Genomic DNA, 22042 nt, shown 5'->3' with positions numbered 1-22042 from the left:
CGTCCGCCGCTCGTCAGCAAAGAAGCAAGCTTCTTCCTGTTACCGCTCGACTTGCATGTGTTAGGCCTGCCGCCAGCGTTCAATCTGAGCCATGATCAAACTCTTCAATTTAAAGTGTTTAATCGACTCATTGAATCAATGACTTAATAAATCTAAATTTGTTAAGCACTTTTCCAATCAGTCAGGTGTATCCCCTTCGTTAAAAGAAGGATACTTGTTGCATCCAAAGATGCTTTCTCTGCCTGAATCCGGTAAGTGCCCACACAGTTTGCTTGGCTTGATAAATTGTTAAAGAACGTTCGCTCGCATCGAGCAGGCTGCGCATTCTACAGCCTATGCAGTTTGAGTCAAGCCTTTCGGCAAAATTTTTTTCATCTCAAATTGCTTGTTTTGGCGCTTTCAGTGCGTGCCGAAAGCGTGGGGCGCATTTTAGTGATTTAACTGCCCCCGTCAAGGACCTTTTGGGGATTTTTTTATGTTTTTTTGCCGATAGCTGATTTAATCAACAATTTGCTTAAAAACTATATAACTCGCAGCGAAGATCGGCATCTGCTACCATCGCTGTATTGATTTGGTCGTGAAATTTTATGTTAAAACAGGGGTTATAAATATGTTTGGTGATATTCGAAGTTATCGTGGTATTGAGCCGGACATTGCAGAGCATGTCTATATTGATCCAAGTGCGGTCTTAGTGGGTGATATCCATATTGGTGAACATAGTTCGATTTGGCCGTTAGTAGCAGCGCGGGGTGATGTGAATAAAATTCGGATCGGTAAGCGCACCAATATCCAAGATAACACCACCTTACATGTGGCGAGTAAAAGCGCGAGTAATCCAGAAGGATTCCCACTTATTATTGGGGATGATGTTACCGTTGGCCATCAAGCAATGCTGCACGCCTGTCGGATTGGCAATCGGGTCTTAGTTGGCATGTCAGCGACCGTAATGGATGGGGCAGTGGTTGAAGATGATGTCATTATTGGTGCTGGAACCGTGGTGCCACCGGGCAAACATTTAGAAGCAGGGCATCTATATGTGGGCAACCCGATGAAAAAAGTTCGCGCTTTAACCGAGCAAGAAAAAGAATTTCTGAAAGTCTCAGCGGCCAAGTACGTGCAACTAAAAGACGAGTATATCGCCAACGTACAATCGCTTTAACTTGGCTAATGAAAATCACGGGAGCGTTTACGGTCAAGTTGAAACGGTCGTAAATGCTCACTTTCATCAAATAACTGCCCTGCGATGACATGCACCACCCCCGCATGGATCTCTACCACGCCTTTTACTTTTAACAGCCTTGCACGTAAATACGCTTGCCGGAATTGGCGTGCGGTGGCAAGCCAAATCACAATGTTAGCCTGTCCCGTTTCGTCCTCAAGGGTAATAAAAGTCACGCCACTACTGGTACCGGGGCGCTGTCGGCACGTGACTAAACCACTGATTTGAACAAATTGGCCCGATCGACAAGTGCTCAGCTCGGCGGCCGTCTTATACCCACGCAACTTTCCTTGCTCGCGTAAAATAGCCAGTGGATGACGCCGCAGCGATAACCCTAAATGTTGATAGTCCGCTCGAATATCTTCAATCTCGGTAGGAGCCGCTACTTGCTCATCATTTAAATCATCGAGCAACTCAGCAAATAGAGGGGGTTGCTCTTGTACCGCTAAACTTTGCCACTGACTCTGATAGCGATGGCCACTGACACCGGCTAACGCATCTGCTGCAGCCAACGCTTGTAACTCATGCCGACGCGCGCCACAGTGCTGGAGTTGTTGCAAGCTCTGAAATCCTTGTGGCGGGCGCTGCGCTATAAGCGCTTCGATCCGTTGGCGCGATAATCCTTTAATCAACCGCAACCCCAGCCTTAGACTGCGCCGCTCGGTCAACTCGACCAGCTGATGATCCCACTGGCTAAACTGAATATCTACCGGTAACAGGGGCACATGATGACGTTTCGCATCTTGTAAAAGTTGATCGGCAGAATAAAAGCCCATCGGTAGACTATTCAGTAACGCACAATAAAAAGCAGCAGGGTGGTGATACTTCATCCACGCCGAGGCATACGCAAGATTGGCAAAACTGGCCGAGTGCGACTCCGGAAAGCCATACTCACCGAAACCAAGAATCTGCTGATAAATACGTTTGGCAAAGTCATCACTGTAGCCTCGCGCGCGCATCCCCTCGATAAGTTTACGCTCAAACTTTTTCAATTTCCCTGAGCGTTGCCAATTAGCCATAGCGCGCCGTAATTGATCTGCTTCGCCACCACTAAAGCCAGCCGCAACCATTGCCAGTTTAATCACTTGCTCTTGGAAAATCGGCACGCCTAGAGTGCGCTCGAGCACCTGTTTGACCGCTGCACTTGGATATTCAATCGGCTCAAGCCCAGCCCGGCGACGTAAATAAGGGTGCACCATATCACCTTGAATTGGACCTGGCCGGACAATCGCAATTTGTACCACCAGATCATAAAAAGTCGCAGGTTTGAGTCGCGGCAACATATTCATCTGCGCGCGCGATTCAATTTGGAAAATACCAATCGAATCGGCTTGCTGCAGCATTTGATAGACCTTCGGGTCTTCAGTTGGAATAGTGGCAAGCGAGAGTTGCTGTTCGGCCGCAGTTTGGCCATAGCCACGCACATAGGTCAGCATCTTTTGCAGCGCAGAGAGCATGCCTAGAGCGAGAATATCTACTTTGATCAGGCGCAGTGCCTCGATATCGTCTTTATCCCACTGGATCACGGTACGCTCCGGCATGCTGGCATTTTCGACCGGAACAAGTTCGGCTAAGCTACGCGAGGCAATCACAAACCCACCGACATGCTGTGACAAGTGGCGCGGGGTGCCAATTAAGGCTTGGGTTAAATCTAATAACCAGCGCCCACGTTGAGTTTGTACCAACTCAGGGACCTGTTCGAGCAGTTGCTCACGCCAGTGATACTCGCGGTCACGCCGATCGATTCGCTGAAGGTAATGACGTAACGCTTGCTCGCGAAAACCGAGCGCCTTACCCACATCACGAAAGGCGCTCTTCAATCGATAACGCACCACTGTCGCCGCCAGAGCAGCCCGTTTACGCCCATATTTTTGATAAATATATTGAATCACCTCTTCGCGGCGCTGATGCTCAAAATCGACATCAATATCTGGAGGCTCATCTCGCTCAGCTGAAATAAACCGCTCAAATAGCACATCAATTTGAGCAGGGTTTACGGCCGTGATCTCAAGGCAATAACACACCACCGAGTTCGCTGCTGAGCCGCGCCCTTGGTACAAAATGCCTCGCTGCTGGGCAAACTGAACAATGTCGTAAATGGTTAAAAAGAAATACTCGTACTCAAGTTGCTCAATAAGCCCGAGTTCCTTTTCTAATTTGGCTTGAACATCTGCGCTAAGCCCATCTGGAAAGCGTCGCTTTGCGCCAGCGTAAGTCAATTCACGTAAATAAGCCGTTGCGGTTTGTCCCTCAGGCACCAGTTCGCTCGGATATTGGTAGCGTAACTCGCTTAAACAAAAGTGACATTTTTGCGCAATAAAACCGGCTTGTTCTAGCCACGCATGGGGGTAGCATTGCTGCAACTCGGCTACCGAGCGCAAACAATACTCATGATTAGCTGGCAGGTGTTCAACGATTTGGGTCACCGCTTGGCGCTCGCGAATCGCTTGCATCACATCAAAGAGCGGCTGTTGCTGACGCTGGTGATATAACACTTCACAGGCGGCAACTATCGGTAAACCCGTTACTTGATGGTAATGCTGATAGGCTCGATATCGCGCTGCATCATCACTGTGATAGTGACGACTAAAGGCCAAGTAGAGCGCCCCTTCAAAGCGCGGCAATAAGTGCTGCGTCACCGTCGCCATAGCGCCGGTTAATTCAGGTCGCCAGAGCAAAATGACATGATTGGGGTCAAGTTCAGCTAAATCGTCTAAACCTAGTTGATACGCCCCTTTGCTGCAGCGACTGCGTGCCTTGGTAATCAATTCGCACAGTTGCGTGTAACCTTGGTGGTCACGCACCAATACCACCCAGCGGCCCTGCTCGGCCAAGTCAAAACTGCTGCCAATCAAAAGCTGTAGGGGACTTGGCAACTGCTGATTGGCAACGTAAGCACGAACCACTCCAGCAAGTGAACATTCATCGGTTATGGCTAAGGCCTGATAGCCAAGTTCAGCCGCTTGCTCTATAAGCTCGGCAGGACTCGAAGCGCCGCGCAAAAAGCTATAGTAACTAAGACAATTCAAAGCAACCGGATTAACTGAACCAGCCATGTAAAAACCACCCTTGCTGATCAGAAAAAATCCAACCTTGGCGCTGCCAAGGATCGAGTGCAATGTAATAATCACGATGGCAGGGCGCATCGTCCCACCAGCCACTTACAAGCCGCTCTGGCCCCCATTGCAATTGCCATTGTTGCCGCTGAATCGGCTCTGGCTCAGTTAATAACCAAGGAGGCCGCCGCGGCAGACGCGAACGATAACGTGGTTTGGTGGGCTGCTGTATCTGCTGCCACGGCTGCAACCCATGGGCTTTTTCGGGGCGCAGATCTGCTCGCAGTTGCGGGACTTTAACCGCCTGTGCACCTAATCGTGCTTGTAAGCGGTTGACCAATTGTGCTCGCGCCTGGGTATCTTCTTGGTGTTCACCTTTTGCCGCAGCAAATAAACGTGTTTTTTGACTTTCTCGTGAAACTAAATCGCGTACCCACAGGCTCAGCTCAAGTGCGGGATGCGAAAGCTGTTGCCGCTCAAGTTGTAATTGCACCAATTGAAAAATCTCTCGCTGCTGCCACACCGGATGGGCAAAACCAATCTCGATTTGGGTCGGCTCATGATTGCGATGATAAGCTTTCAAGAGCAACTGCTGCGTACTCAATTGGCGTACTTGTAAAAAGTTTTCAAGCTGCTGTAAGAGCCGTTTTAACGGGAAGAGTAGCTGTTGCCATGACTGCACTTCGGTCAATAAATCGATGCGCTGATAAAAATAGGCAGGGGGACGATAGTAATGTTGCGGCTGCTGAAGTTCGCCCCGTAGCTGCGCCAGATATTGCGTCATGGTTTTACCAAAACGCTGCCCCAAAGCGCCTGCTGAATGACTCAGCACACTCCCTAACGACTGCATGCCAACATCCAATAACCGTTGAATTTGCTCTGCGGGGAGTTGGCTATGCTGGAGCGGTAATTGCTGTAGCGCCTGCTCAACCGGGCCCGTTGCTGTGGTCACTAAGGTTTGCTCTGCTTCGGCTAATAGTTTTGCCGCGAGCGGGCTATACCCACTTGCTAAGCTATATCTTAAAGGTGGGATCTGGTGCTGTATGCGTTGTTCAATACGCGCTCGCAAAGGCTCTAAGCCACCATACAAACGCTGTAAACTTTTAACTTCGAGTAGCAACCCCCGCGGTGGGTACAAAGCAATTTGTGCACAATCTTGATACAGGGCTTGCGCCAGCGCAGCTAACACTTGATGCTCTCGACTCGCGACCCAATTGCGCGTCTGTAATTCAGGCACCAGTGCTTGCGCCATCACCCAGTCCATCGCCACTTCAACCCCCTGTTGCAAAGCTTGAAGGTTAGCTTGTTTTACCTTGGGCTCACGCCCAGCCTGCTGCTCTAGCAGCACCTGTGGCAACTGTTGCTGGTCAGCAGGCTGCTGCGCCAATTGTTCATCGAGCAGCAAATGGGGAAAGTGTAAAAACAGCCAAGCATTCATAACGCTAAGTCGCGGATTGCTGGGCCGAACGGCGACGTTCCGGTAAAAAGTCTTCAACTGGGCAGCGAAACGCCGCCAGCGGCCAACCAAAGCGGCGCTTTAGAATTTCCACATGCAAGCCGTCATGCCAATACAGACGCAGCCGATTCACATAAGCACGGGCTTCAGTGGTTGCGGTTTTACTTGGGGTAAAGATGAACACTAATTGTTGCTGCTGTTCTGCCGTTTGTTGTAAGCGCCGCACGCAGGCCGCTGATAACTCAGGTAACCAGGCTAAAACCACGCCAACTTGTTGCGCTTGCAAACATTGTTCAATCGCCCATACCGCTTTCAGTGGATCAGACTCATAAAGGCACCACTGCAAATCTGGCTCGAGCTGTTGATAACGTAGCCCAGGTGCATAGGGCTGGCAGGGTGGATTGAGCCATACCGTTGGGCGGGTCTGTTGCTGTAATAAGGGCATAAGAAAAGCTAGCTCACCACTAAACGGCGCATGCAACTGCAATTCATTCACGCTACCTTGCAGCCAGCCGCCTCCTAAGTGCTGATCTAACTCAGACCAACCACTTTCAATGAACTGCTGCTGTAGCTTTTGCGCAGGAAGATCTTGGCCTTGCCAAACCCAGCCTTTGGCAACCAGTTCGTGAAGATGTGAAGCCGCCATATGCACCCCCTAAAATACTGTATATTTATACAGTATAAAATAGCGCCTTTTTTCTGTTCTGGCAAGCTTTACACTTTTGCGTATGATAGTGGGTCATATCCCCTTAGGTTGAACGAGATGAGAGCAAAACTATGTTAACGACTTTATTGATCCCTGTGCGTTTGATCATTAATTTCACTTTTGCTGCAGTAACCACTGGTCTTATTGCTTTGCTCGTGATTATTGTCGGTATCCCTAAGTTGTTACTGCCATTTCCACCGGTCCAGCGAGTTATTTCAACACTCGCAAATGGAGTCTTCCGGGTGTGGGGCTACGCCATGTCGTTGCTGTTTCGGCTCACCCAGCCGGTGCGCTGGCATATCGAGGGGGATAGCCAACTCCACCGCGACCGTTGGTACATGATTATCATCAACCATCTCAGTTGGGTCGATATTCCCTTAGTGATGCATTTGGCCTGTCGCAATATGCCCATGCCGCGCTTCTTTTTGAAACAAGAGTTGATTTGGCTGCCGCTTATCGGCTTGGGTTGCTGGACCTTAGATATGCCCTTTATGAAACGCTATTCGCGTGAATTTTTAGCGAAGCATCCACACTTAAAAGGGAAGGATATCGAAACCACGCAAAAGAGCTGTCAAAAGTTCCGTCATATCCCAACAACCGTGATCAACTTTTGTGAGGGCACTCGCTTTACCCCTGAAAAGCACCAACACAAAAACAGCCCTTATCAACATTTGCTCCCACCTAAAGCGGGTGGGACTGCATTTACTCTGCAAACCATGGGGGAGCAATTTGACGCCATTCTTGATATCACCATCGTTTACCCGCCCAGCAAAAACTCAGTTGTTTGGGATCTATTGACGGGGCAACTGAGAGATATTTATGTGAATGTTGAAACCTTGCCGATGCAGCAAGATCTCATTGGTGATTATTTCCAAGATGCGGCGTTTAAAGAACGCTTTCAAACTTGGCTGAACGGACGTTGGGAGCGGAAGGATAAGCTGATTGGCGAGACCTTAACGGCCATCGCCAACCGCTCTAAATAACTTATTGCTGGAGCAAGAAGCCTGCTAGCTTAACGAAATCAGCGCTGAAATCTTCGCTGTTTTGTAGGCCTTGTGGCAGGATTTTGTACTTACCGTTGACGATAAAGGTTGGGGTGGCGTTAACGCGCAGATTACCGGCATCACGATCCATTTTGTTGGCCATACCGCGCACCGAGAAACTATTCATCGCTTTCTCTGCGTCTTCCGCGCTCATTCCAAGCTCAGCAAAAATACCGTTGAGCTGGTCTTGCGTTTCGATCATGTTGCGCTCAACAAAGTTACGACGGAACACTAAGCTACTGAACTCATCTTCCATGCCTTTTTGTTTGGCCACAACGTATGCACGCGACATCGCAATGCCCATGCCTTTATAGTTGATAAACGAAACGTGCGCTTTATCAAACTGCTCTGGATATTCCGCAGCTAACGCCTTGGCAATCGACTCAAAACGGTAACAATGCACACAGAAATACGAGAAAAACTCTTTAATTTCAGGTTTTGCTGAGGCTGTTTCAGAGATCACTTCGTAATGCACACCCTCTTCAAACTGCTGCGCGGCCGCGGGCCACATCATTAAAGCGAGTACTGCAAACAATAACTTCTTCATTGCTACCGTCCTTTTTTAAGACTTTTATTAACGATTAAAATTCGGTTGTAGCGTTAACGGGGGCTGCTGCAGTGCAGCAAACTGTTCTTTCAATGTCAGCACTTGCTGTTCCCAGTAACGCGTTTCGGCAAACCATGGGAAGGCTCGGCGAAATGCCGCATCATCCCAGCGCCGCGCTAACCATGCCATGTAGTGTATGATACGAAAACCACGTAAAGGTTCGATCAAAGCGAGTTCCTTTTCATCAAACTCACAAAAGTCTTCGTAACCACTGAGCAGAGCATCGAGTTGCAGTAAATTTTGTTGCCGGTCGTCACCTGCCAGCATCATCCACAGATCCTGTACCGCTGGGCCAGTGCGCGCATCATCGAAATCAACAAAGGTTAACTGCTCATCGCGAACCAGCATATTGCCTAAATGACAGTCGCCATGCAAACGTTGCAGTTGAATATCTGCAAAAGAAACCTGTTGTAATTGCTCAGCGAGGGGTTCTGCGATCGCAAAAAATGCAGTCCGAATCGCATCTGGGACGAGTTCTGTTTGACGTAAGGTTTGCATCGCTTGGAGCACATATTCATCCGCCTCTAAACCAGGTCGAGCGTGAAAATCTGCGCGTCGAGCCACCGCATGCAAACGGCCGATTTGCCGGCCGATGCGTTCGAGTTGGTCAAGATCACCTGGTTCAACCGCGCGTCCACCGACGGATGGAAAAACCGCGAAGCGATAACCTTGATACTGACACAGAGTCGAACCGTGCAAACTCAATGGGGCCACCGCCGGCACATCTTCGGCCATGAGCTCAAGGGTGAATTGGTGTTCTTCGAGAATTTGCGCAGTTGTCCAGCGCTGCGGACGATAAAACTTTGCCACATAACGCTTGCCATCATCGGCTTGGAATTGATACACCCGGTTTTCATAGCTGTTAAGGGCTAACAACCCCGAGTAGGGGTCAACGCCCACACTGGCGAGGGCGTTGACAATTAAATCAGGAGTTAAGCCATGAAAGCTAAAGTCCTGGAGCGCATCACTCATAGATAAAACTACTGCTGTGTTGCTGTTCTACTTCACCGTCGCTACTGCGTACGATAAAGGTAATCTGTTGTACTCGTTCAGTGACAAGTTCTGGGTCAACCGCAACGGTAATAGGCACGGTCGCCACCTCGCCGCCGGCCACTGTAAGCTCGGTGTTGCCAATCAGCTGTAATGACTCAAAGCCAGTCGCCGCAATGGTGTACTCTTGTGGTAACTGCGATTTATTGAGAATTTTCAAGGTATAGACGTTCTGCACCCAGCCATCCATATTAATGGTATACAGCTGATTGCGATCCCGCAGGGTATCGACTTCAAGTGGAACGCGGGTTGCGATATCCCAGACTAACAAGCCCGAAATAACCACCATAGCGACAAAGTAACCGACCGCTTTGAAGCGGAATGTATGGGTTTTCCCACCTTGTAAATTACGTTCAGTCGTAAAGCTAATCAAGCCACGCTCGTAATTCATCTTATCCATGATTTCATTACAGGCATCGACACAACTGCCGCAGTTAATACATTCATATTGTAGACCGTTACGGATATCGATACCGGTTGGGCACACCTGCACACACAAGTTACAGTCAATACATGAGCCAAGCCCCAACTCTTTCGGATCCGCTTTGCGAGAACGCCCACCCCGCGGTTCGCCGCGCTTGGCATCGTAACTCACAGTAATAGTATCTTGGTCAAACATCGCCGATTGGAAACGTGCGTATGGACACATGTGGGTACACATAATTTCGCGCATCCAGCCCGCATTCCCATAGGTACAGAAGGTAAAGAGCAGGACAAAAAACACCGCCCAGAAACTCGCCTCTAAGGTGAAAAAGTTCACGAACAAGGCGCGAATGTCGGTGAAGTACCCCACGAAAATTAACGCCGTAAGCAGGGCAACAATAAGCCAAGACACATGCTTCAGGGTTTTACGCCAGACCTTATCAAAATCCCATGCTCGCTTGTCGAGACTCATGCGCTGATTGCGGGTACCCTCGATTTTCTTCTCGAACCACATAAAGATGAAGGTCCACACCGTCTGCGGGCACATAAAGCCGCACCAAACCCGACCAAATAAGGTGGTCACAAAGAACAGTGCAAAAGCAGAGACAATGGCTATCCAGGCCAAGATGGTGAGATCTTGTGGCCATAAGGTCATCCCAAAGATGCGGAAACGCTGGTTAAAAATATCCAACAAGACCGCTTGGTCACCGTTGTATTGTAACCAAGGGATACCGGCAAAAAGCGCCAGCAAAATGAAGCCAAAACTACGTCGAAACCACTCAAAGCTGCCTTTGACGTCACGAACGTAGATTCGGTTACGGGGAGAATACTGCTTATTCGGGTCAGGCCGCTCGATTTTGACTTGGTCTGCTGCCATCACCTTCACTTTTTGTTCCATAACCGGTTACCTAATGCGTCTTTCAAACTTAGTTTAGAGTATACCGAATTTTAGCAGATGGATGCCGCTTTTTTATGGTCGGAAGCTGATCACGATCAAAAAAAAGCCCGATGCAAAGCATCGGGCAAATGAGTTACAACCAGATCTCAGGGAAGTCAACATCTATCCTAAAGCGCCAATGTGACACCTTAATGACAGATTATGCAATGCGACGCGCTGTTGCCGCTGCATTCAGTACCGCAGCCATCTTGATCGATAACTGGATAACTTGTGCTGGAACGTTATGTTTCAGCAACACACCTACGTGTGAATCGATACACATACCACACCCAGCAAGGGCTGATACGGCCAGTGAGTAAAGCTCAAAATCAGCTTTTTCTACACCAGGATTCGCCATGCCGTTCATCCGCAAGCCGGCTGGCATTTTCGAAAACTGTTTGTCGCTGCACAGGTGCAAGAAGCGGTAATAAACGTTGTTCATCGCCATCAAGGTTGCCGCTAACTTCGCAGCTCCCACAACGTTATCTTCAACTTTACCTTCAGCTTCTGCTTCAACTGCTGCAGTGAGCGCATCGTCGCCAATTGCGTACGCAAGCGATAACGCTGTGCCGTAGAATTGGTCATTGGTCATCCCAGAGGTATCGACATTGCCGAAAATACTCGACAAGTTCAGCTTGGTATCTTTACCGTGATCGCCTAGGGTATTTTTAAAATCTGCAATGCTCATAAATCCTCCTGTTAAAAAGTGCCGCCGCAGCGGCACCTCTACATCTATTACTTGAACCCGTGGGGGCTTATAGCGTGTCGCCACCTACTGCACGGTTACAAGGGCACAGCTCGTCAGTTTGCAAACCGTCAAGGATACGCAAGATTTCTTGCGGGTTACGGCCAACGTTCAAGTTGTTAACTGATACGTGCTGGATTACGTTGTGTGGGTCGACTACGAAAGTCGCACGCAAGGCAACGTTCTCTTCTTTATCACGGACACCAAGACCGTCGATGAGTGAACCGTTGTCAGCAAATGAGTACTGGTTCAGGCTCTTCAGATCTGGGTGTTCACGGCGCCATGCCAATTTAACGAATTCGTTGTCATTGCTACCGCCCAATACAACAGCATCACGGTCAGCGAACTCTTCGTTTAATTTCGCAAACTCAACAATTTCAGTTGGGCATACGAAAGTGAAATCTTTTGGATAGAAGAAAATGATTTTCCACTTCCCTTTGAAGCTTTCGTTAGTGATGGTTTCAAAAGCGCTCTCGCCATTTTCTTCTGGCATGTTGAAGCCAGGCTTAGCTGCTACAACTGAAAACTCTGGTAATTTATCGCCTACGGTTAACATATGTGTTCTCCTCGATTGATACAGGTTCACAAAATTTGAAACTCTTCGTTTCGGTTCAGGAGCTATGATAGGTAAGACGTAGAATTTGTTAAAACGAATAAAACGAATTATGATAATCGGGATTTTCAATTAAACTTTTTAACCCCTGCGGAGGCCCGTGTGACGAAGCTGCCTAGCCTAAAAAACTTAAGCTATTTACTGGCATTGCATGAACATCAAAATTTTAATCGCGCAGCGCAAGCCTGCCATGTGAGTCAATCGACCTTAAGTAGTGGTATTCAAAACCTAGAAGATCAACTCGGCTGTCAATTAATCGAACGCGACCATAAGAGCTTTTTGTTCACTAGCATCGGCGATGAACTGGTGCGCCAAGCGCGGCGGATTATTACCTCAACTGAAGAGCTGATGAACTACGCGCAGAGTCAGGGCAAATTGATGGAAGGCCCGCTTCGGCTTGGCTGTATTCCAACCATTGCGCCGTTCTTACTCGGTGATTTAAGCAAAAGCTTGGCGCAAGACTACCCCAAGCTACACCTGCGAATTCGCGAAGATACTACGCAGAATTTGTTACAACTGCTCCGAAATGGGGAACTAGACGTATTGATCTTGGCGTTACCGATCGATATCCATGGCAATCAAAAATATGTGCTTGGGCGGGACCCGTTTAAATTGGTGATGCATAAATCGCTTGCCGAAAAACTAGAGGAACCGGTTGATTACAGCGCACTTCCCGACGAGTCGATTTTCTTACTCGAGAAAGAGCACTGTTTACGGGGCCATGCGGTTTCAGCGTGTGAACTGGTTGATTCATCGAAAATTAATCCCTTCACCGCGACCAGTTTACATAGTCTAGTGCAAATGGCCGATGCCGGACTTGGCGCGACCTTCGTCCCGCAAATGGCGATCGACCATGGCATTTTAACGGGCACCGATTTAGTCGCATTGCAGCCAACAGGGGCTGAAGCAGCGCGTGAGATTGGCTTAATTTACCGACCGACCACAACGCGCCGACAAACTTTCCGGGTACTCGCTGAATGTATCGCGGACTTATTGCCCGAACGAACACTCAACTAATGTGAGGTAGTTATGCAAAGCGTAAAACCAATTTTAAGCGCCGTGTTGTTAGCGCTTGGAGTGACCGCAATCAGCACCACGGCTGTGCATGCAAAAGCGATTGAAACACAGCGTCATAACATCGAGCTCGAGGTGGTTACCGAAGGGCTAGAGTATCCATGGGGGATGGACTTTTTACCCGATGGCAGTGTTCTCATCACTGAGAAAACGGGCGCCGTGGTGCACTATCACTTTGATAAAAATGAAAAGCATACTCTAAGCGGCGTGCCTGAAGTGGTCTATGCCGGTCAAGGTGGCTTACTCGATATCGTGGTCGATCCAAACTTTGCCGAAAACCAATGGGTTTATTTAAGTTATGCCGAAGCCGACCCAGCCGGTGGTGACGGGCAGAGCACTGCGGTAACCCGTGCGCGACTTGATGGCCATAAGTTGGTCGACCAAGAGCTTATTTTCCGCGTTGCGCCGAAGTTTAATAGCCGCTTCCATTTCGGCTCACGATTAGTTTTTTCACCTGAGGGCCATCTATTCATTACCACAGGTGATCGCTACCACCATATGGACGATGCGCAGACACTGGATAACCACGATGGCAAAATCGTTCGCATCTGGCCTGATGGCAGCGTCCCAGAAGATAACCCATTTGTCGACCAAGCGGGTGCGATGCCAGAAATCTGGTCTTATGGGCACCGCAATGTGCAAGGTGCAGCGATTCATCCGCTTACCGGTAAGTTATGGGCCGCTGAGCATGGTCCCAAAGGTGGCGATGAAATCAATATTGCAGAAGCCGCCAATAACTATGGTTGGCCGGTCGCAACCTTCGGGATTGATTACGACGATAGCATTATCAGCGACAAAACCTATGTTGAAGGGACGGTGTTACCGCATTACTACTGGGTGCCATCGATTGCGATTTCAAACATGATTTTTTATACCGGGGATGCCTTCCCTGAATGGAAAAACGACTTGTTTGTAGCGGCATTACGTGGCTCGCAAGTGGCGCGTCTTGATTTAGATGGTGACCGTGTGATGCACGAAGAAACCCTGTTACAAGATGATACCAAAGCCCGTCTCCGCGACATCGCACAAGGACCGGATGGCTTCATTTATTTATTATCTGATGATAAAAATGGCGCCCTTCTTCGAATCAAACCCGCAGAGTAAATCATGTATTACGCCTTGATGTTCACGCTGGCCAGTGCCAGCGTGCAGGCCACTGCCCCTGATGAAGTCATCGTTATTCAAGAAAACGCCCCACAACAGCAGCAACAACTCGCCGCTAGCGCCAGTAATTTAGCCGTAGCCGAGCAATTGCCGGGCGCCCGTATTGACGCAGCCGAGCTGTTGCAGGGGCTTGCTGGTGTACAAAGCGATGATCGCAGTAACTATGCGCAAGACACTCGGATTACCCTGCGTGGCTTTGGTGCACGCTCAGCCTTTGGTGTGCGTGGGGTGCTATTAAGACTTGATGGCATTCCGCTAAGTATGCCCGATGGTCAAGCACAAACGTCGAGCATTTTGCTCGATGAACCGAGTAATGTGCAGGTGATTCGCGGCCCGCAAGCGGTGCTCTATGGCAATGCGGCCGGTGGTGCAATTGACTGGCGTTCGCGCGCACCTGATACCAATTCACTGGAAGCGAGTTTAGTTTTCGGTGAAAACGCCACTCAACGACAGCGTCTGCAAGGCGAGTGGGTGGATGCTCAGAATGCCTTGCGACTGGTCGGGGCAAGACTGCGTACCGATGGGCCGCGACCACAAAACAAAGCCGAGCGCGATCAACTCGCACTGCGTTGGTATCGACAATTAAATGACTCAACTGAGCTGGTCGTGCGCTTAGATGATAACTATGCACCTTTGTTGCAAGATCCCAGTGCTCTTACGCCGAACGCGTGGGCGGCAGATCCAGAGCAAACCGTTGCTCGAGCTATCACCTATGATACCCGCAAAAGTATTCACCACCAGCAGGTGTCAGCTAGCTTACAAGGCCGCGCAGATTGGGGCCAATGGCACCTCAATAGCTGGCGTGGCTGGCGCGAAATTGAACAGTTTTTACCCTTTGCCGGAGACGATTTAACGAGCTCGGGTGCAGTGATTGATTTGCGCCGACAATTTACCGGAGCTGAGACTGCGGTCACGCTACCGTTAACAGATACCGTTCGCCTCACAAGTGGTTTAACGTGGGCAGAGCAACGTGATCGCCGCCGTGGTTTCGTCAACGAGTTTGGTGTGAAAGGTGACCTACGCCGCGACGAATTAGGCCGCGTGCGCACGTATGCACTCTTTAGCCAAGCGCACTGGCAAATAAATGACACGCTCGCTTTTAGTGCTGGGGCGCGGCATCAAAAATTACGATTTAGCGTTGCCGATTACTACACCTTGCCGGGCATTAACCCAGACGATAGCGGCGAACAAGCGCTCTCGGCCAATACCTGGATGGCTGGCCTGAACTATGAGCTCAATGAAACCTGGGCGAGCTTTATCGCCACCGGCCGAGGATTTGAAAGCCCGACACTCACTGAGCTTGCTTATTCGCGCTCAGGAACAGGCCTCAACGCAACCCTTGGACCGGCGTTTAACCGGCAATGGGAGGCTGGGGTCAAATGTCGTGGCGCGGGATTCTCGTGTCAACTCAGCGTTTTTGATATCCAAACCGATAATGAAATTGTGGTGGACACCAGCATCGATGGCCGCACGATTTATACCAATGCTGAGCAAACAGAGCGCCGCGGCATTGAACTTGAAGGTACGGCTGAACTCAGCGAAAGCCTTGATCTACGTTTTGCCGCGAGTTATCTCGATGCGACCTTTAGCAACGGTCTGCGCTTACCGGGTATTGCTAAACAGCAAGCCTACCTGCAATTTAACTGGTTACCGACACAATCGACTGATACGCTGGTACAGATTGCCGCTGATTATCGCGGCGAAGTCATGGCAACCGATGCCAATGATGTGATCGCCCCAAGCCATGTGGTTTGGTCTGCGGCACTGCAAACACGCTATCAATTACAAGGTCTAGAAGTTAGCCCTTGGCTTAAAATTCACAACCTGTTTGACCGAACTTATGTTGGTTCGGTGGTGGTGAACCAAGGCAGTGGTCGAGCGTTTGAACCCGGCCGCGCGCGCGAAGCCATGATTGGCATTAGCGCCCGATACAATTACTAAAGCTACATCTGAAACGAAAAGGGAACCTGAATGAAGCAGGAGTGGACACCCGTTGATCCGCGCTACACGCACTACTTGCAATTGCATGCATTGGTTGCGATGGGAGTGATTGCAATCGTCATTGCGGTCCAATATTTTATCGCGCGCTGGGGTGCCGTGCTGCCCGCTTGGTTCTGGAGCTTCGGAATTTGGGCTGCGATCACACTGTTACTGCTGCTCTTGTGGGCGCCGAGACGGTTTATGTATACCGGCTATTGTGTCACTGATGACTTGTTGCTGTTGCGCCAGGGTGCACTCTGGCGAGCTCAGCGCGGAGTCCCTTTTAATCGAATTCAACACGTCGAAGTAAAGGAATCACTGTTCGCACGCTTATTCGGACTCGCTTCTGTGGTCATTTATACTGCCGGAAGCCAAGGCGCTGACCTTGAAGTTCCTGGTCTTCGCAAGGCCGATGCAGAAGCGATACAGCATCGACTACTCAACGAAATGGCGCAGCAAGAATTCGAGGGCGAGGGTGATGACATCTGAGTCTAGCGCGAGCCCTTGGCAAAAAACCGCAGCCATCACCATCGTTTTCTTTATAGCGCGCGAAATCAAACGCCTCGTCACTAACTTCAGTAATTTTGTCCCACTGCTCGCACTTGGGGTTGTCGGCGGTAAAAATATGGCCGACTGGGTGCCTTGGGCAATTGCCGGCGCCTATTTAATCGGCACTGTCGTGGTGGCTATTTTGCACTGGCACTATTATCGGTTTCAGTGGGATGATGCCACCATTCGGATTCGTAGCGGGATAGTGAACAAAGAACACCTGACCTTAAAGTTTGAGCGGATCCAGCAAGCCGAACTCAAACAGGCTTGGTATCTGCGCCCCTTTGGACGCACAATTTTAGCGGTCGATAGTGCCGGTTCCAAGGGCCAAGAAGTCGAAATTCCGGGACTTGAGCTTGCGGTTGCAACCGATTTGCGCCAACAGATGCTGGCCACTCAACATGTAACCACAGCGCCGAACCAAGCTGACTCAGCGTCGCTTGAAGAAACCGATGCCATCCGTTTACCGTTTGCTGAAGTGGTGCGCGCAGGTCTAATTGATAACATGGCCTTTGTGGTTTTAGCTGTGATTGTCTATCCACTGAGTCAATTGAAAGTGTTCGAAAACTATATCGAACCCTATCTTGAGGCCCATGCAAGTGAGCTTGCTGATAATGGTTGGGTCATTGGGATTGCATCAGTTCTCAGTGTTTTTATTCTCATGCTGTTGCTATCAGTGCTTGCCAGTATTATTCGCTATTACGGTTTTACCTTACAACTGAGTGGACGGGGGCTAAAACGCAAGTTTCAGGCACGGTCAGGGCTGTTTACCATTCGTACACTGAGCTTTCAGTATCAAAAACTGCAACGAGTTCGCATCCGGCAAAATATTCGCGGTAAATTGCTCAAGCGTTGGGCCTTTAGCGCCCGCCAGCTGCAACCACAGCAAAATAAAGCGCCAGGAGCTGGAGGACGGCAAGTCTTTGGGGTTCCTGCAGCGACAGCTGAGTTGATTGCACAACTACGCAGTGAATTTAAATTACCCGCAAATCAAAAACTACCATGGCGACGTCTCAGCCCCTTTGCACTGTTGGGTAAAAGTTTATGGTTAGCACTGCTCACCCCCATTGCTGCCATAACAATTTATTTAAACAGTGGTGAGCTTATCGCTTTGGTTTGGGTCGCGCTTGCTTATGTCGTGTTGCAAGCGATTATTATCGGCCGCTGGTGGCGTTTTGGCTGGCTTGAAACAGGGGATTGGTTGGCGATCCGAAAGGGGTTATTTGGCGAAGTACAGCTATGGTATCCACGGCATAAATTACAGCAGATCGACATCCGCCAAGGGCCGCTACTCCGCATGCTTAGCTATGCCCATCTTACCTATTTTGGTGCCGCCGGTTCGCAAACCTTGGCATATTTCCCGCTCAAGCGGGCGCAACAACTTCAACATCAATGGCTTGAACATGTTGCCCAGTCGCGCCAGCCTTGGTTTTAGTGATCACGACAAAGTTCAGCAGGGAATTCAAATTCAACCGTGGTATGCGCCAGCGCATGCGGAGCGAGTAGCTCGGCAATTTGTGCTTTGAGTTGCCGCTGCTGGGCGACATCGTACTCGGCATTTAAGACTAGATGGACCGTACAAACGTGACTCTCTCCATCAAGTGACCACAAGTGCAAATGATGAACATCCGCCACCTCGTTAAGCTGTTGCAGTTGCTGCTTAATTTGCTTTGCCATGCTTTGGTCAGGAGCGGCTTGGACAAATAACTTCAAGGTATCTTTCAGCGCACGTACCACATTGAGCAAGATGAATAAGGTAAATGCTATGGAGAGCAGCGGGTCAAGAATCGGTAACTCGATAAACATCAGCACAATCGAGACGATCAATACCGCCACCCAGCCCAACACGTCTTCGAGTAAGTGCCAATTCAATACCCGTTCATTCAGGGTTTTGCCCGAACTTAATTTGTAGGCGGCAAAGCCATTGACCACCACCCCTAAAATCGCCAGCCCAAACATACCCTCGGCATGAGGCATCACCGGGTCCCATAAGCGCGGGATTGCCGTGCTTAAAACCCAAATGGAACCGCCCATTAAAATCACGGCATTAATCAGTGCACCAACTAAACTTAAGCGTTGATAACCGTAGGTAAAAGTTGCATTCGGATGCTTTTGTCCCAGCTTGTGGAGGACCCACGCCATGCCGATTGACATGCTGTCACCTAAATCATGTACCGCATCGGCAATAATCGCGGTACTATTGGTTAAAATACCACCAATAAATTCGATAACGGTAAAGCACAGATTGAGAAAAAACGCCCAGCCAATACGCTGTGAAGACATATCCTCATGGTGATGATGATGGTGGTGATGGTGTCCCATTGCTGGCCCTGTAATTAACACACTCAACTCGAGTGTATAGCGGAGAACATTGATGCGCAAAGTGATTCTAGTGCTGCTTGCTATTCTGGTCTACTTCTTGACCTGGCCGGTTGCGATTGAACCGCAGGCATGGTTTCCGCCGGAGGCGCCGGATTATCGTGGAGAATACCAGCAAAATACAGCCCTTGCTGCAATCCGGCTCATTCCTCTCGATGGCATTGAAGGCCCTGAAGATATCGCTGTGAACTCAAAAGGGGAATTGTTTTTTTCCGCACATGATGGCGGTGTCTATCAGCGCACCGCTGAAGGTGCCATCGAAGCTTTTGTCCAAACCGGTGGTCGTCCGCTTGGGTTAAGTTTCGATAGCGACGATAACTTGCTCATTGCCGACGCCTACCTTGGCTTGTTGCGCGTTACACCGAGCGGAGTGATGTCGATTTTAACCACTCAAGCCGCCGCCACGCCGATTCGTTATGCCGATGATGTTGATGTTGCAGCCGATGGCATGATTTATTTTACCGATGCCTCGACTAAATTCGGGGCGCGTGAAAACGGCGGAACACTCCCCGCTAGCCTGCTTGATATCATGGAACATGGTGGCCATGGCCGCATTTTAAAATATGACCCAAATACAGGCCGTACTGAAGAAGTCTTGAGCGGTTTGCAGTTTGCTAATGGTCTCGAGGTAAGCCCTGATAGTGACTACTTACTATTTATTGAAACCGGTAAATATAGAGTCCTTAAATATTGGTTGGCCGGACCGAAACAAGGGCACATCGAAATTATTGCAGATAATCTGCCAGGCTTCCCAGACAATATTAATAAAAGCAGTGATGGCCACTACTGGGTCGGCTTAGTTTCGCCGCGGAACCCGTTGCTTGATGCGCTCGGTCCTTATCCTAAGGTACGTAAAATAGTGCAGCGGCTACCGAGTTTTTTACGCCCGCAAGCAGAGAACTATGCGCATTTATTGAAAATTTCCAGTACAGGAGAAGTGTTACTGAGCTTGCAAGACCCGGATACTCAGTTCCCTCAAGTAACCGGAGCTATCGATGTGAATGGGCAAATTTGGCTCTCAAGCTTAACCGCCAAACACTTGGCGGTCCTGCCGCTTGAACGGGTCGACTAAGCTTTTTTAACGAATTCAGACTTAAGCTTCATCGGCCCGATACCGTCGATTTTGCAATCGATGTCGTGGTCACCTTGGTCGGTTAGGCGAATGTTTTTAACCTTGGTGCCGACTTTCACCACCAGCGAAGAGCCTTTCACTTTAAGGTCTTTTATCACAGTCACGGTATCGCCATCAGCTAATGGATTGCCATTTGCGTCACGAAACGTCGGCTCTTGATCTGCTACTTCTTGAGGGTTCCATTCATGCCCACATTCAGGGCAGACCAGCATCGCACCATCTTCATAAACATATTCAGATTGGCATTTAGGGCAGGCGGGCAGTTGGCTCATTAAGCTTTCCTTGGTGGTTTTTCTGAAATATAAATCGTAATGGTACCGGTGATCACAACTTTGCCATCAGCTCGATAACCATTGACAATGACATCTAAGTCGCCTGGATGCCATTTGCTTGGATCGACCTCGGCAGTAATGCGAATATCGCTATCGGCTTTCGCGGTATAGTTAACCGTCATGCCTTTTGGAATCCAACGCAAATGTTTGGGAATCGAGGCCTCGGCCATTGCCCCCATCGCCATCTCCAAGCCATTACAAAGCGCAATAGCGTGTACGGTGCCGATATGGTTATGCACCGCTTTACGCTTAGGCAAAGTAAGCTCACAGTAATTTTCACGAAGCTCCGTAATGGTTGGCTTAATGGTTTTAAAATACGGCGCTTTTGCCGCAAACATCCGCGCAAAAATCTGCCGTCCAAATGGCCACTTTAAAACCTTGTGATAGAGCTTGAGTAAGTAGTTATCGCTCATTGGCGCCTCCAACAACACAGTAACGGGTTATTATACGAGAGTTGCCAAGGTTTTACGAAACCTTGCCAAGGCAATCATAAAGAAACTCAGCCCAATAACCAGCAGTGCCAGCAAATGCGGCCAAATCATCGTAGCCGATGCACCACGGAATAAAATGGCTTGTCCCGCTTGCATAAAATGCGTGGTAGGCGCGGCCGACATTAGAACTTGAATCATGTTCGGCATGCTTTCATAAGGTGTCATGCCACCGGATAAAATCTGCATCGGCATCACCACTAAAATCAATAGCAAGCCAAACTGCGGCATGGTGCGAGCGAAGGTTGCCATAAAAATTCCCATCGAGGTGGTGGCGAATAAATGCAAAAGCATTGCGCCCGCAAATAACCACAGTGAACCCTCAATCGGGATTGCAAGAATACCCTGCACCACAAAAATTAACGATAGGGTGGCCGCAACCATTACCACCAAAACCATCGACCAAACTTTGGCGAGCATAATTTCAAATGGCGTTACTGGCATCACCAATAGATGCTCTATGGTGCCATGCTCACGTTCGCGCAGCAGTGCTGCACCAGTTAAGATCAATGACAACATGGTAATTTGGCCAATCACCTCGGTCATGCTGGCAAACCAAGACGGGTTTAATTCAGGGTTAAAGCGAGAGCGCAAGGCAAGCTCAACCGGCACTTGAGCACTGCTAACTAGGTGATGTTCAGCATAAAACTCAGCCAGCGTCTGTTGCAAAATAGCTTGGATATAACCACTTCCGGTAAATGCCTGCGACATCCGTGTGGCATCAACGATCACCTGTAATTCTGGCCGATCATCGCGCAAAATATCGCGCTCAAAACCGCTTGGTATATGGACAATAAAAGTGAACCGGCCTTCGTCCATAATTTGATCTGCAACTTGACTGGCAACTTGCTCGGGAGGAAGAAAGTAGGGCTCGTCAAAGGCGCTCACTAGGCGCTTGGACAACTGCGATTGATCATCATCAATCACCGCAATCGGGGTCTTGTGCAGACTCTCAGGCATAGATGATGCCGCTGAATAAATAATGACCGTAAAGGCCAGCACGATAATCATCAGCAACATGGGGTCACGTAAAATGCTGCGCAGCTCTTTCAAGCCGAGGTAAATGGTGTTGCGGAACGTTTGCTTCAT

Annotated in this window: 20 protein-coding genes and 1 rRNA gene; 8 read left to right on the top strand and 13 right to left on the bottom strand. The window is 49.4% G+C overall.

Annotated features, from left to right (window positions below; genetic code table 11):
- Positions 1–111: ribosomal RNA gene (locus tag CWI83_RS09215) — 16S ribosomal RNA — on the bottom strand; the annotation flags it as partial.
- A 499-nt stretch (positions 112–610) separates the two neighbouring features.
- On the opposite strand from CWI83_RS09215, the gene CWI83_RS09210 reads away from it, so the two are divergent.
- On the top strand, positions 611–1159 hold the full coding sequence (locus CWI83_RS09210; protein ID WP_126828326.1) for a gamma carbonic anhydrase family protein: 549 nt from the start codon (positions 611–613) through the stop codon (positions 1157–1159).
- 5 nt (positions 1160–1164) lie between these two features.
- On the opposite strand, the gene CWI83_RS09205 is transcribed toward CWI83_RS09210, so the two are convergent.
- The 3 genes from CWI83_RS09205 to CWI83_RS09195 are packed head-to-tail and all read right to left on the bottom strand — an operon-like array spanning position 1165 to position 6377.
- Positions 1165–4275, bottom strand: a complete 3111-nt coding sequence (locus tag CWI83_RS09205; protein ID WP_126828324.1) for an error-prone DNA polymerase — start codon at positions 4273–4275, stop codon at positions 1165–1167.
- Complete coding sequence (locus CWI83_RS09200) at positions 4259–5713, bottom strand: Y-family DNA polymerase (protein WP_126828322.1); 1455 nt, start codon at positions 5711–5713, stop codon at positions 4259–4261. Before CWI83_RS09200 ends, CWI83_RS09205 begins: the two co-directional genes overlap by 17 nt.
- A gap of 4 nt (positions 5714–5717) precedes the next feature.
- Positions 5718–6377 carry a hypothetical protein gene (locus CWI83_RS09195; RefSeq protein WP_126828320.1) on the bottom strand — a complete coding sequence of 220 codons (660 nt, stop codon included), beginning with the start codon at positions 6375–6377 and terminating at the stop codon, positions 5718–5720.
- 131 nt (positions 6378–6508) lie between these two features.
- On the opposite strand from CWI83_RS09195, the gene CWI83_RS09190 reads away from it, so the two are divergent.
- Positions 6509–7420, top strand: coding sequence for an acyltransferase (locus CWI83_RS09190; protein WP_126828318.1), 912 nt, complete (start codon positions 6509–6511; stop codon positions 7418–7420).
- 1 nt (position 7421) lies between these two features.
- Here the strand turns inward: CWI83_RS09190 and CWI83_RS09185 are convergent, their stop codons facing one another.
- From CWI83_RS09185 to CWI83_RS09165, 5 genes are all read right to left on the bottom strand, one after another.
- A complete protein-coding gene (locus CWI83_RS09185; protein ID WP_126828316.1) occupies positions 7422–8027 on the bottom strand; it encodes a thiol:disulfide interchange protein DsbA/DsbL in 606 nt (201 codons plus the stop codon).
- Between the two features lie 27 nt (positions 8028–8054).
- Positions 8055–9059, bottom strand: coding sequence for a serine/threonine protein kinase (locus CWI83_RS09180; protein ID WP_126828314.1), 1005 nt, complete (start codon positions 9057–9059; stop codon positions 8055–8057).
- Complete coding sequence (gene ccoG / locus CWI83_RS09175; RefSeq protein WP_126828312.1) at positions 9052–10458, bottom strand: cytochrome c oxidase accessory protein CcoG; 1407 nt, start codon at positions 10456–10458, stop codon at positions 9052–9054. The genes CWI83_RS09180 and ccoG overlap by 8 nt, the downstream gene beginning before the upstream one ends.
- 199 nt (positions 10459–10657) lie before the next feature.
- Complete coding sequence (locus CWI83_RS09170) at positions 10658–11185, bottom strand: carboxymuconolactone decarboxylase family protein (protein WP_126828310.1); 528 nt, start codon at positions 11183–11185, stop codon at positions 10658–10660.
- Positions 11186–11252: 67 nt separating this feature from the next.
- Complete coding sequence (locus tag CWI83_RS09165; protein ID WP_126828308.1) at positions 11253–11798, bottom strand: peroxiredoxin; 546 nt, start codon at positions 11796–11798, stop codon at positions 11253–11255.
- A gap of 159 nt (positions 11799–11957) precedes the next feature.
- Between CWI83_RS09165 and CWI83_RS09160 the strand changes: the two genes are divergently transcribed.
- The 5 genes from CWI83_RS09160 to CWI83_RS09140 are packed head-to-tail and all read left to right on the top strand — an operon-like array spanning position 11958 to position 18057.
- Positions 11958–12872: a hydrogen peroxide-inducible genes activator gene (locus CWI83_RS09160; RefSeq protein WP_126828306.1), complete on the top strand. Its 915-nt coding sequence runs from the start codon at positions 11958–11960 to the stop codon at positions 12870–12872.
- A 12-nt stretch (positions 12873–12884) separates the two neighbouring features.
- Complete coding sequence (locus CWI83_RS09155) at positions 12885–14033, top strand: PQQ-dependent sugar dehydrogenase (protein WP_126828304.1); 1149 nt, start codon at positions 12885–12887, stop codon at positions 14031–14033.
- 3 nt (positions 14034–14036) lie between these two features.
- Positions 14037–16034 (top strand): TonB-dependent receptor family protein, encoded by a 1998-nt coding sequence (locus CWI83_RS09150; RefSeq protein WP_126828302.1) that lies wholly within the window; start codon positions 14037–14039, stop codon positions 16032–16034.
- A gap of 30 nt (positions 16035–16064) precedes the next feature.
- The gene (locus tag CWI83_RS09145; protein WP_126828300.1) at positions 16065–16562 is read left to right on the top strand and encodes a PH domain-containing protein; all 498 of its coding nucleotides are present in this window, start codon (positions 16065–16067) and stop codon (positions 16560–16562) included.
- The gene (locus tag CWI83_RS09140) at positions 16552–18057 is read left to right on the top strand and encodes a PH domain-containing protein (protein ID WP_198677278.1); all 1506 of its coding nucleotides are present in this window, start codon (positions 16552–16554) and stop codon (positions 18055–18057) included. Before CWI83_RS09145 ends, CWI83_RS09140 begins: the two co-directional genes overlap by 11 nt.
- Here CWI83_RS09140 and CWI83_RS09135 read toward each other — a convergent pair.
- Positions 18054–18905, bottom strand: a complete 852-nt coding sequence (locus CWI83_RS09135) for a cation diffusion facilitator family transporter (RefSeq protein ID WP_338053325.1) — start codon at positions 18903–18905, stop codon at positions 18054–18056. The two genes, CWI83_RS09140 and CWI83_RS09135, sit on opposite strands and share 4 nt — an antisense overlap.
- A 91-nt stretch (positions 18906–18996) precedes the next feature.
- Between CWI83_RS09135 and CWI83_RS09130 the strand changes: the two genes are divergently transcribed.
- Complete coding sequence (locus tag CWI83_RS09130; protein WP_126828296.1) at positions 18997–20073, top strand: SMP-30/gluconolactonase/LRE family protein; 1077 nt, start codon at positions 18997–18999, stop codon at positions 20071–20073.
- Here CWI83_RS09130 and CWI83_RS09125 read toward each other — a convergent pair.
- Genes CWI83_RS09125 through CWI83_RS09115 form a run of 3 tightly spaced genes read right to left on the bottom strand, consistent with a single transcriptional unit; the run spans position 20070 to position 22042 of the window.
- Entirely contained in the window at positions 20070–20405 is a 336-nt protein-coding gene (locus tag CWI83_RS09125; RefSeq protein WP_126828295.1) for a zinc ribbon domain-containing protein YjdM, read from the bottom strand. The two genes, CWI83_RS09130 and CWI83_RS09125, sit on opposite strands and share 4 nt — an antisense overlap.
- Positions 20405–20878 carry a hotdog fold domain-containing protein gene (locus CWI83_RS09120; protein ID WP_126828293.1) on the bottom strand — a complete coding sequence of 158 codons (474 nt, stop codon included), beginning with the start codon at positions 20876–20878 and terminating at the stop codon, positions 20405–20407. The genes CWI83_RS09125 and CWI83_RS09120 overlap by 1 nt, the downstream gene beginning before the upstream one ends.
- 30 nt (positions 20879–20908) lie before the next feature.
- Complete coding sequence (locus CWI83_RS09115) at positions 20909–22042, bottom strand: ABC transporter permease (protein WP_126828291.1); 1134 nt, start codon at positions 22040–22042, stop codon at positions 20909–20911.

The sequence above is a fragment of the Pseudidiomarina taiwanensis genome, assembly GCF_003987435.1.
Taxonomy (GTDB): Bacteria; Pseudomonadota; Gammaproteobacteria; order Enterobacterales; family Alteromonadaceae; genus Pseudidiomarina; species Pseudidiomarina taiwanensis.
The sequence above is the reverse complement of the archived record's forward strand: the minus strand, read 5'-3'. Positions and strand labels throughout refer to the sequence as shown.

Coding starts and splice junctions, on each gene's coding strand:
- CWI83_RS09210 (WP_126828326.1), top strand. CDS start 611: ATGTTTGGTGATATTCGAAGTTATCGTGGTATTGAGCCGGACATTGCA.
- CWI83_RS09205 (WP_126828324.1), bottom strand. CDS start 4,275: ATGGCTGGTTCAGTTAATCCGGTTGCTTTGAATTGTCTTAGTTACTAT.
- CWI83_RS09200 (WP_126828322.1), bottom strand. CDS start 5,713: ATGAATGCTTGGCTGTTTTTACACTTTCCCCATTTGCTGCTCGATGAA.
- CWI83_RS09195 (WP_126828320.1), bottom strand. CDS start 6,377: ATGGCGGCTTCACATCTTCACGAACTGGTTGCCAAAGGCTGGGTTTGG.
- CWI83_RS09190 (WP_126828318.1), top strand. CDS start 6,509: ATGTTAACGACTTTATTGATCCCTGTGCGTTTGATCATTAATTTCACT.
- CWI83_RS09185 (WP_126828316.1), bottom strand. CDS start 8,027: ATGAAGAAGTTATTGTTTGCAGTACTCGCTTTAATGATGTGGCCCGCG.
- CWI83_RS09180 (WP_126828314.1), bottom strand. CDS start 9,059: ATGAGTGATGCGCTCCAGGACTTTAGCTTTCATGGCTTAACTCCTGAT.
- ccoG (WP_126828312.1), bottom strand. CDS start 10,458: ATGGAACAAAAAGTGAAGGTGATGGCAGCAGACCAAGTCAAAATCGAG.
- CWI83_RS09170 (WP_126828310.1), bottom strand. CDS start 11,185: ATGAGCATTGCAGATTTTAAAAATACCCTAGGCGATCACGGTAAAGAT.
- CWI83_RS09165 (WP_126828308.1), bottom strand. CDS start 11,798: ATGTTAACCGTAGGCGATAAATTACCAGAGTTTTCAGTTGTAGCAGCT.
- CWI83_RS09155 (WP_126828304.1), top strand. CDS start 12,885: ATGCAAAGCGTAAAACCAATTTTAAGCGCCGTGTTGTTAGCGCTTGGA.
- CWI83_RS09150 (WP_126828302.1), top strand. CDS start 14,037: ATGTATTACGCCTTGATGTTCACGCTGGCCAGTGCCAGCGTGCAGGCC.
- CWI83_RS09145 (WP_126828300.1), top strand. CDS start 16,065: ATGAAGCAGGAGTGGACACCCGTTGATCCGCGCTACACGCACTACTTG.
- CWI83_RS09140 (WP_198677278.1), top strand. CDS start 16,552: ATGACATCTGAGTCTAGCGCGAGCCCTTGGCAAAAAACCGCAGCCATC.
- CWI83_RS09135 (WP_338053325.1), bottom strand. CDS start 18,905: ATGTCTTCACAGCGTATTGGCTGGGCGTTTTTTCTCAATCTGTGCTTT.
- CWI83_RS09130 (WP_126828296.1), top strand. CDS start 18,997: ATGCGCAAAGTGATTCTAGTGCTGCTTGCTATTCTGGTCTACTTCTTG.
- CWI83_RS09125 (WP_126828295.1), bottom strand. CDS start 20,405: ATGAGCCAACTGCCCGCCTGCCCTAAATGCCAATCTGAATATGTTTAT.
- CWI83_RS09120 (WP_126828293.1), bottom strand. CDS start 20,878: ATGAGCGATAACTACTTACTCAAGCTCTATCACAAGGTTTTAAAGTGG.
- CWI83_RS09115 (WP_126828291.1), bottom strand. CDS start 22,042: ATGAAGCAAACGTTCCGCAACACCATTTACCTCGGCTTGAAAGAGCTG.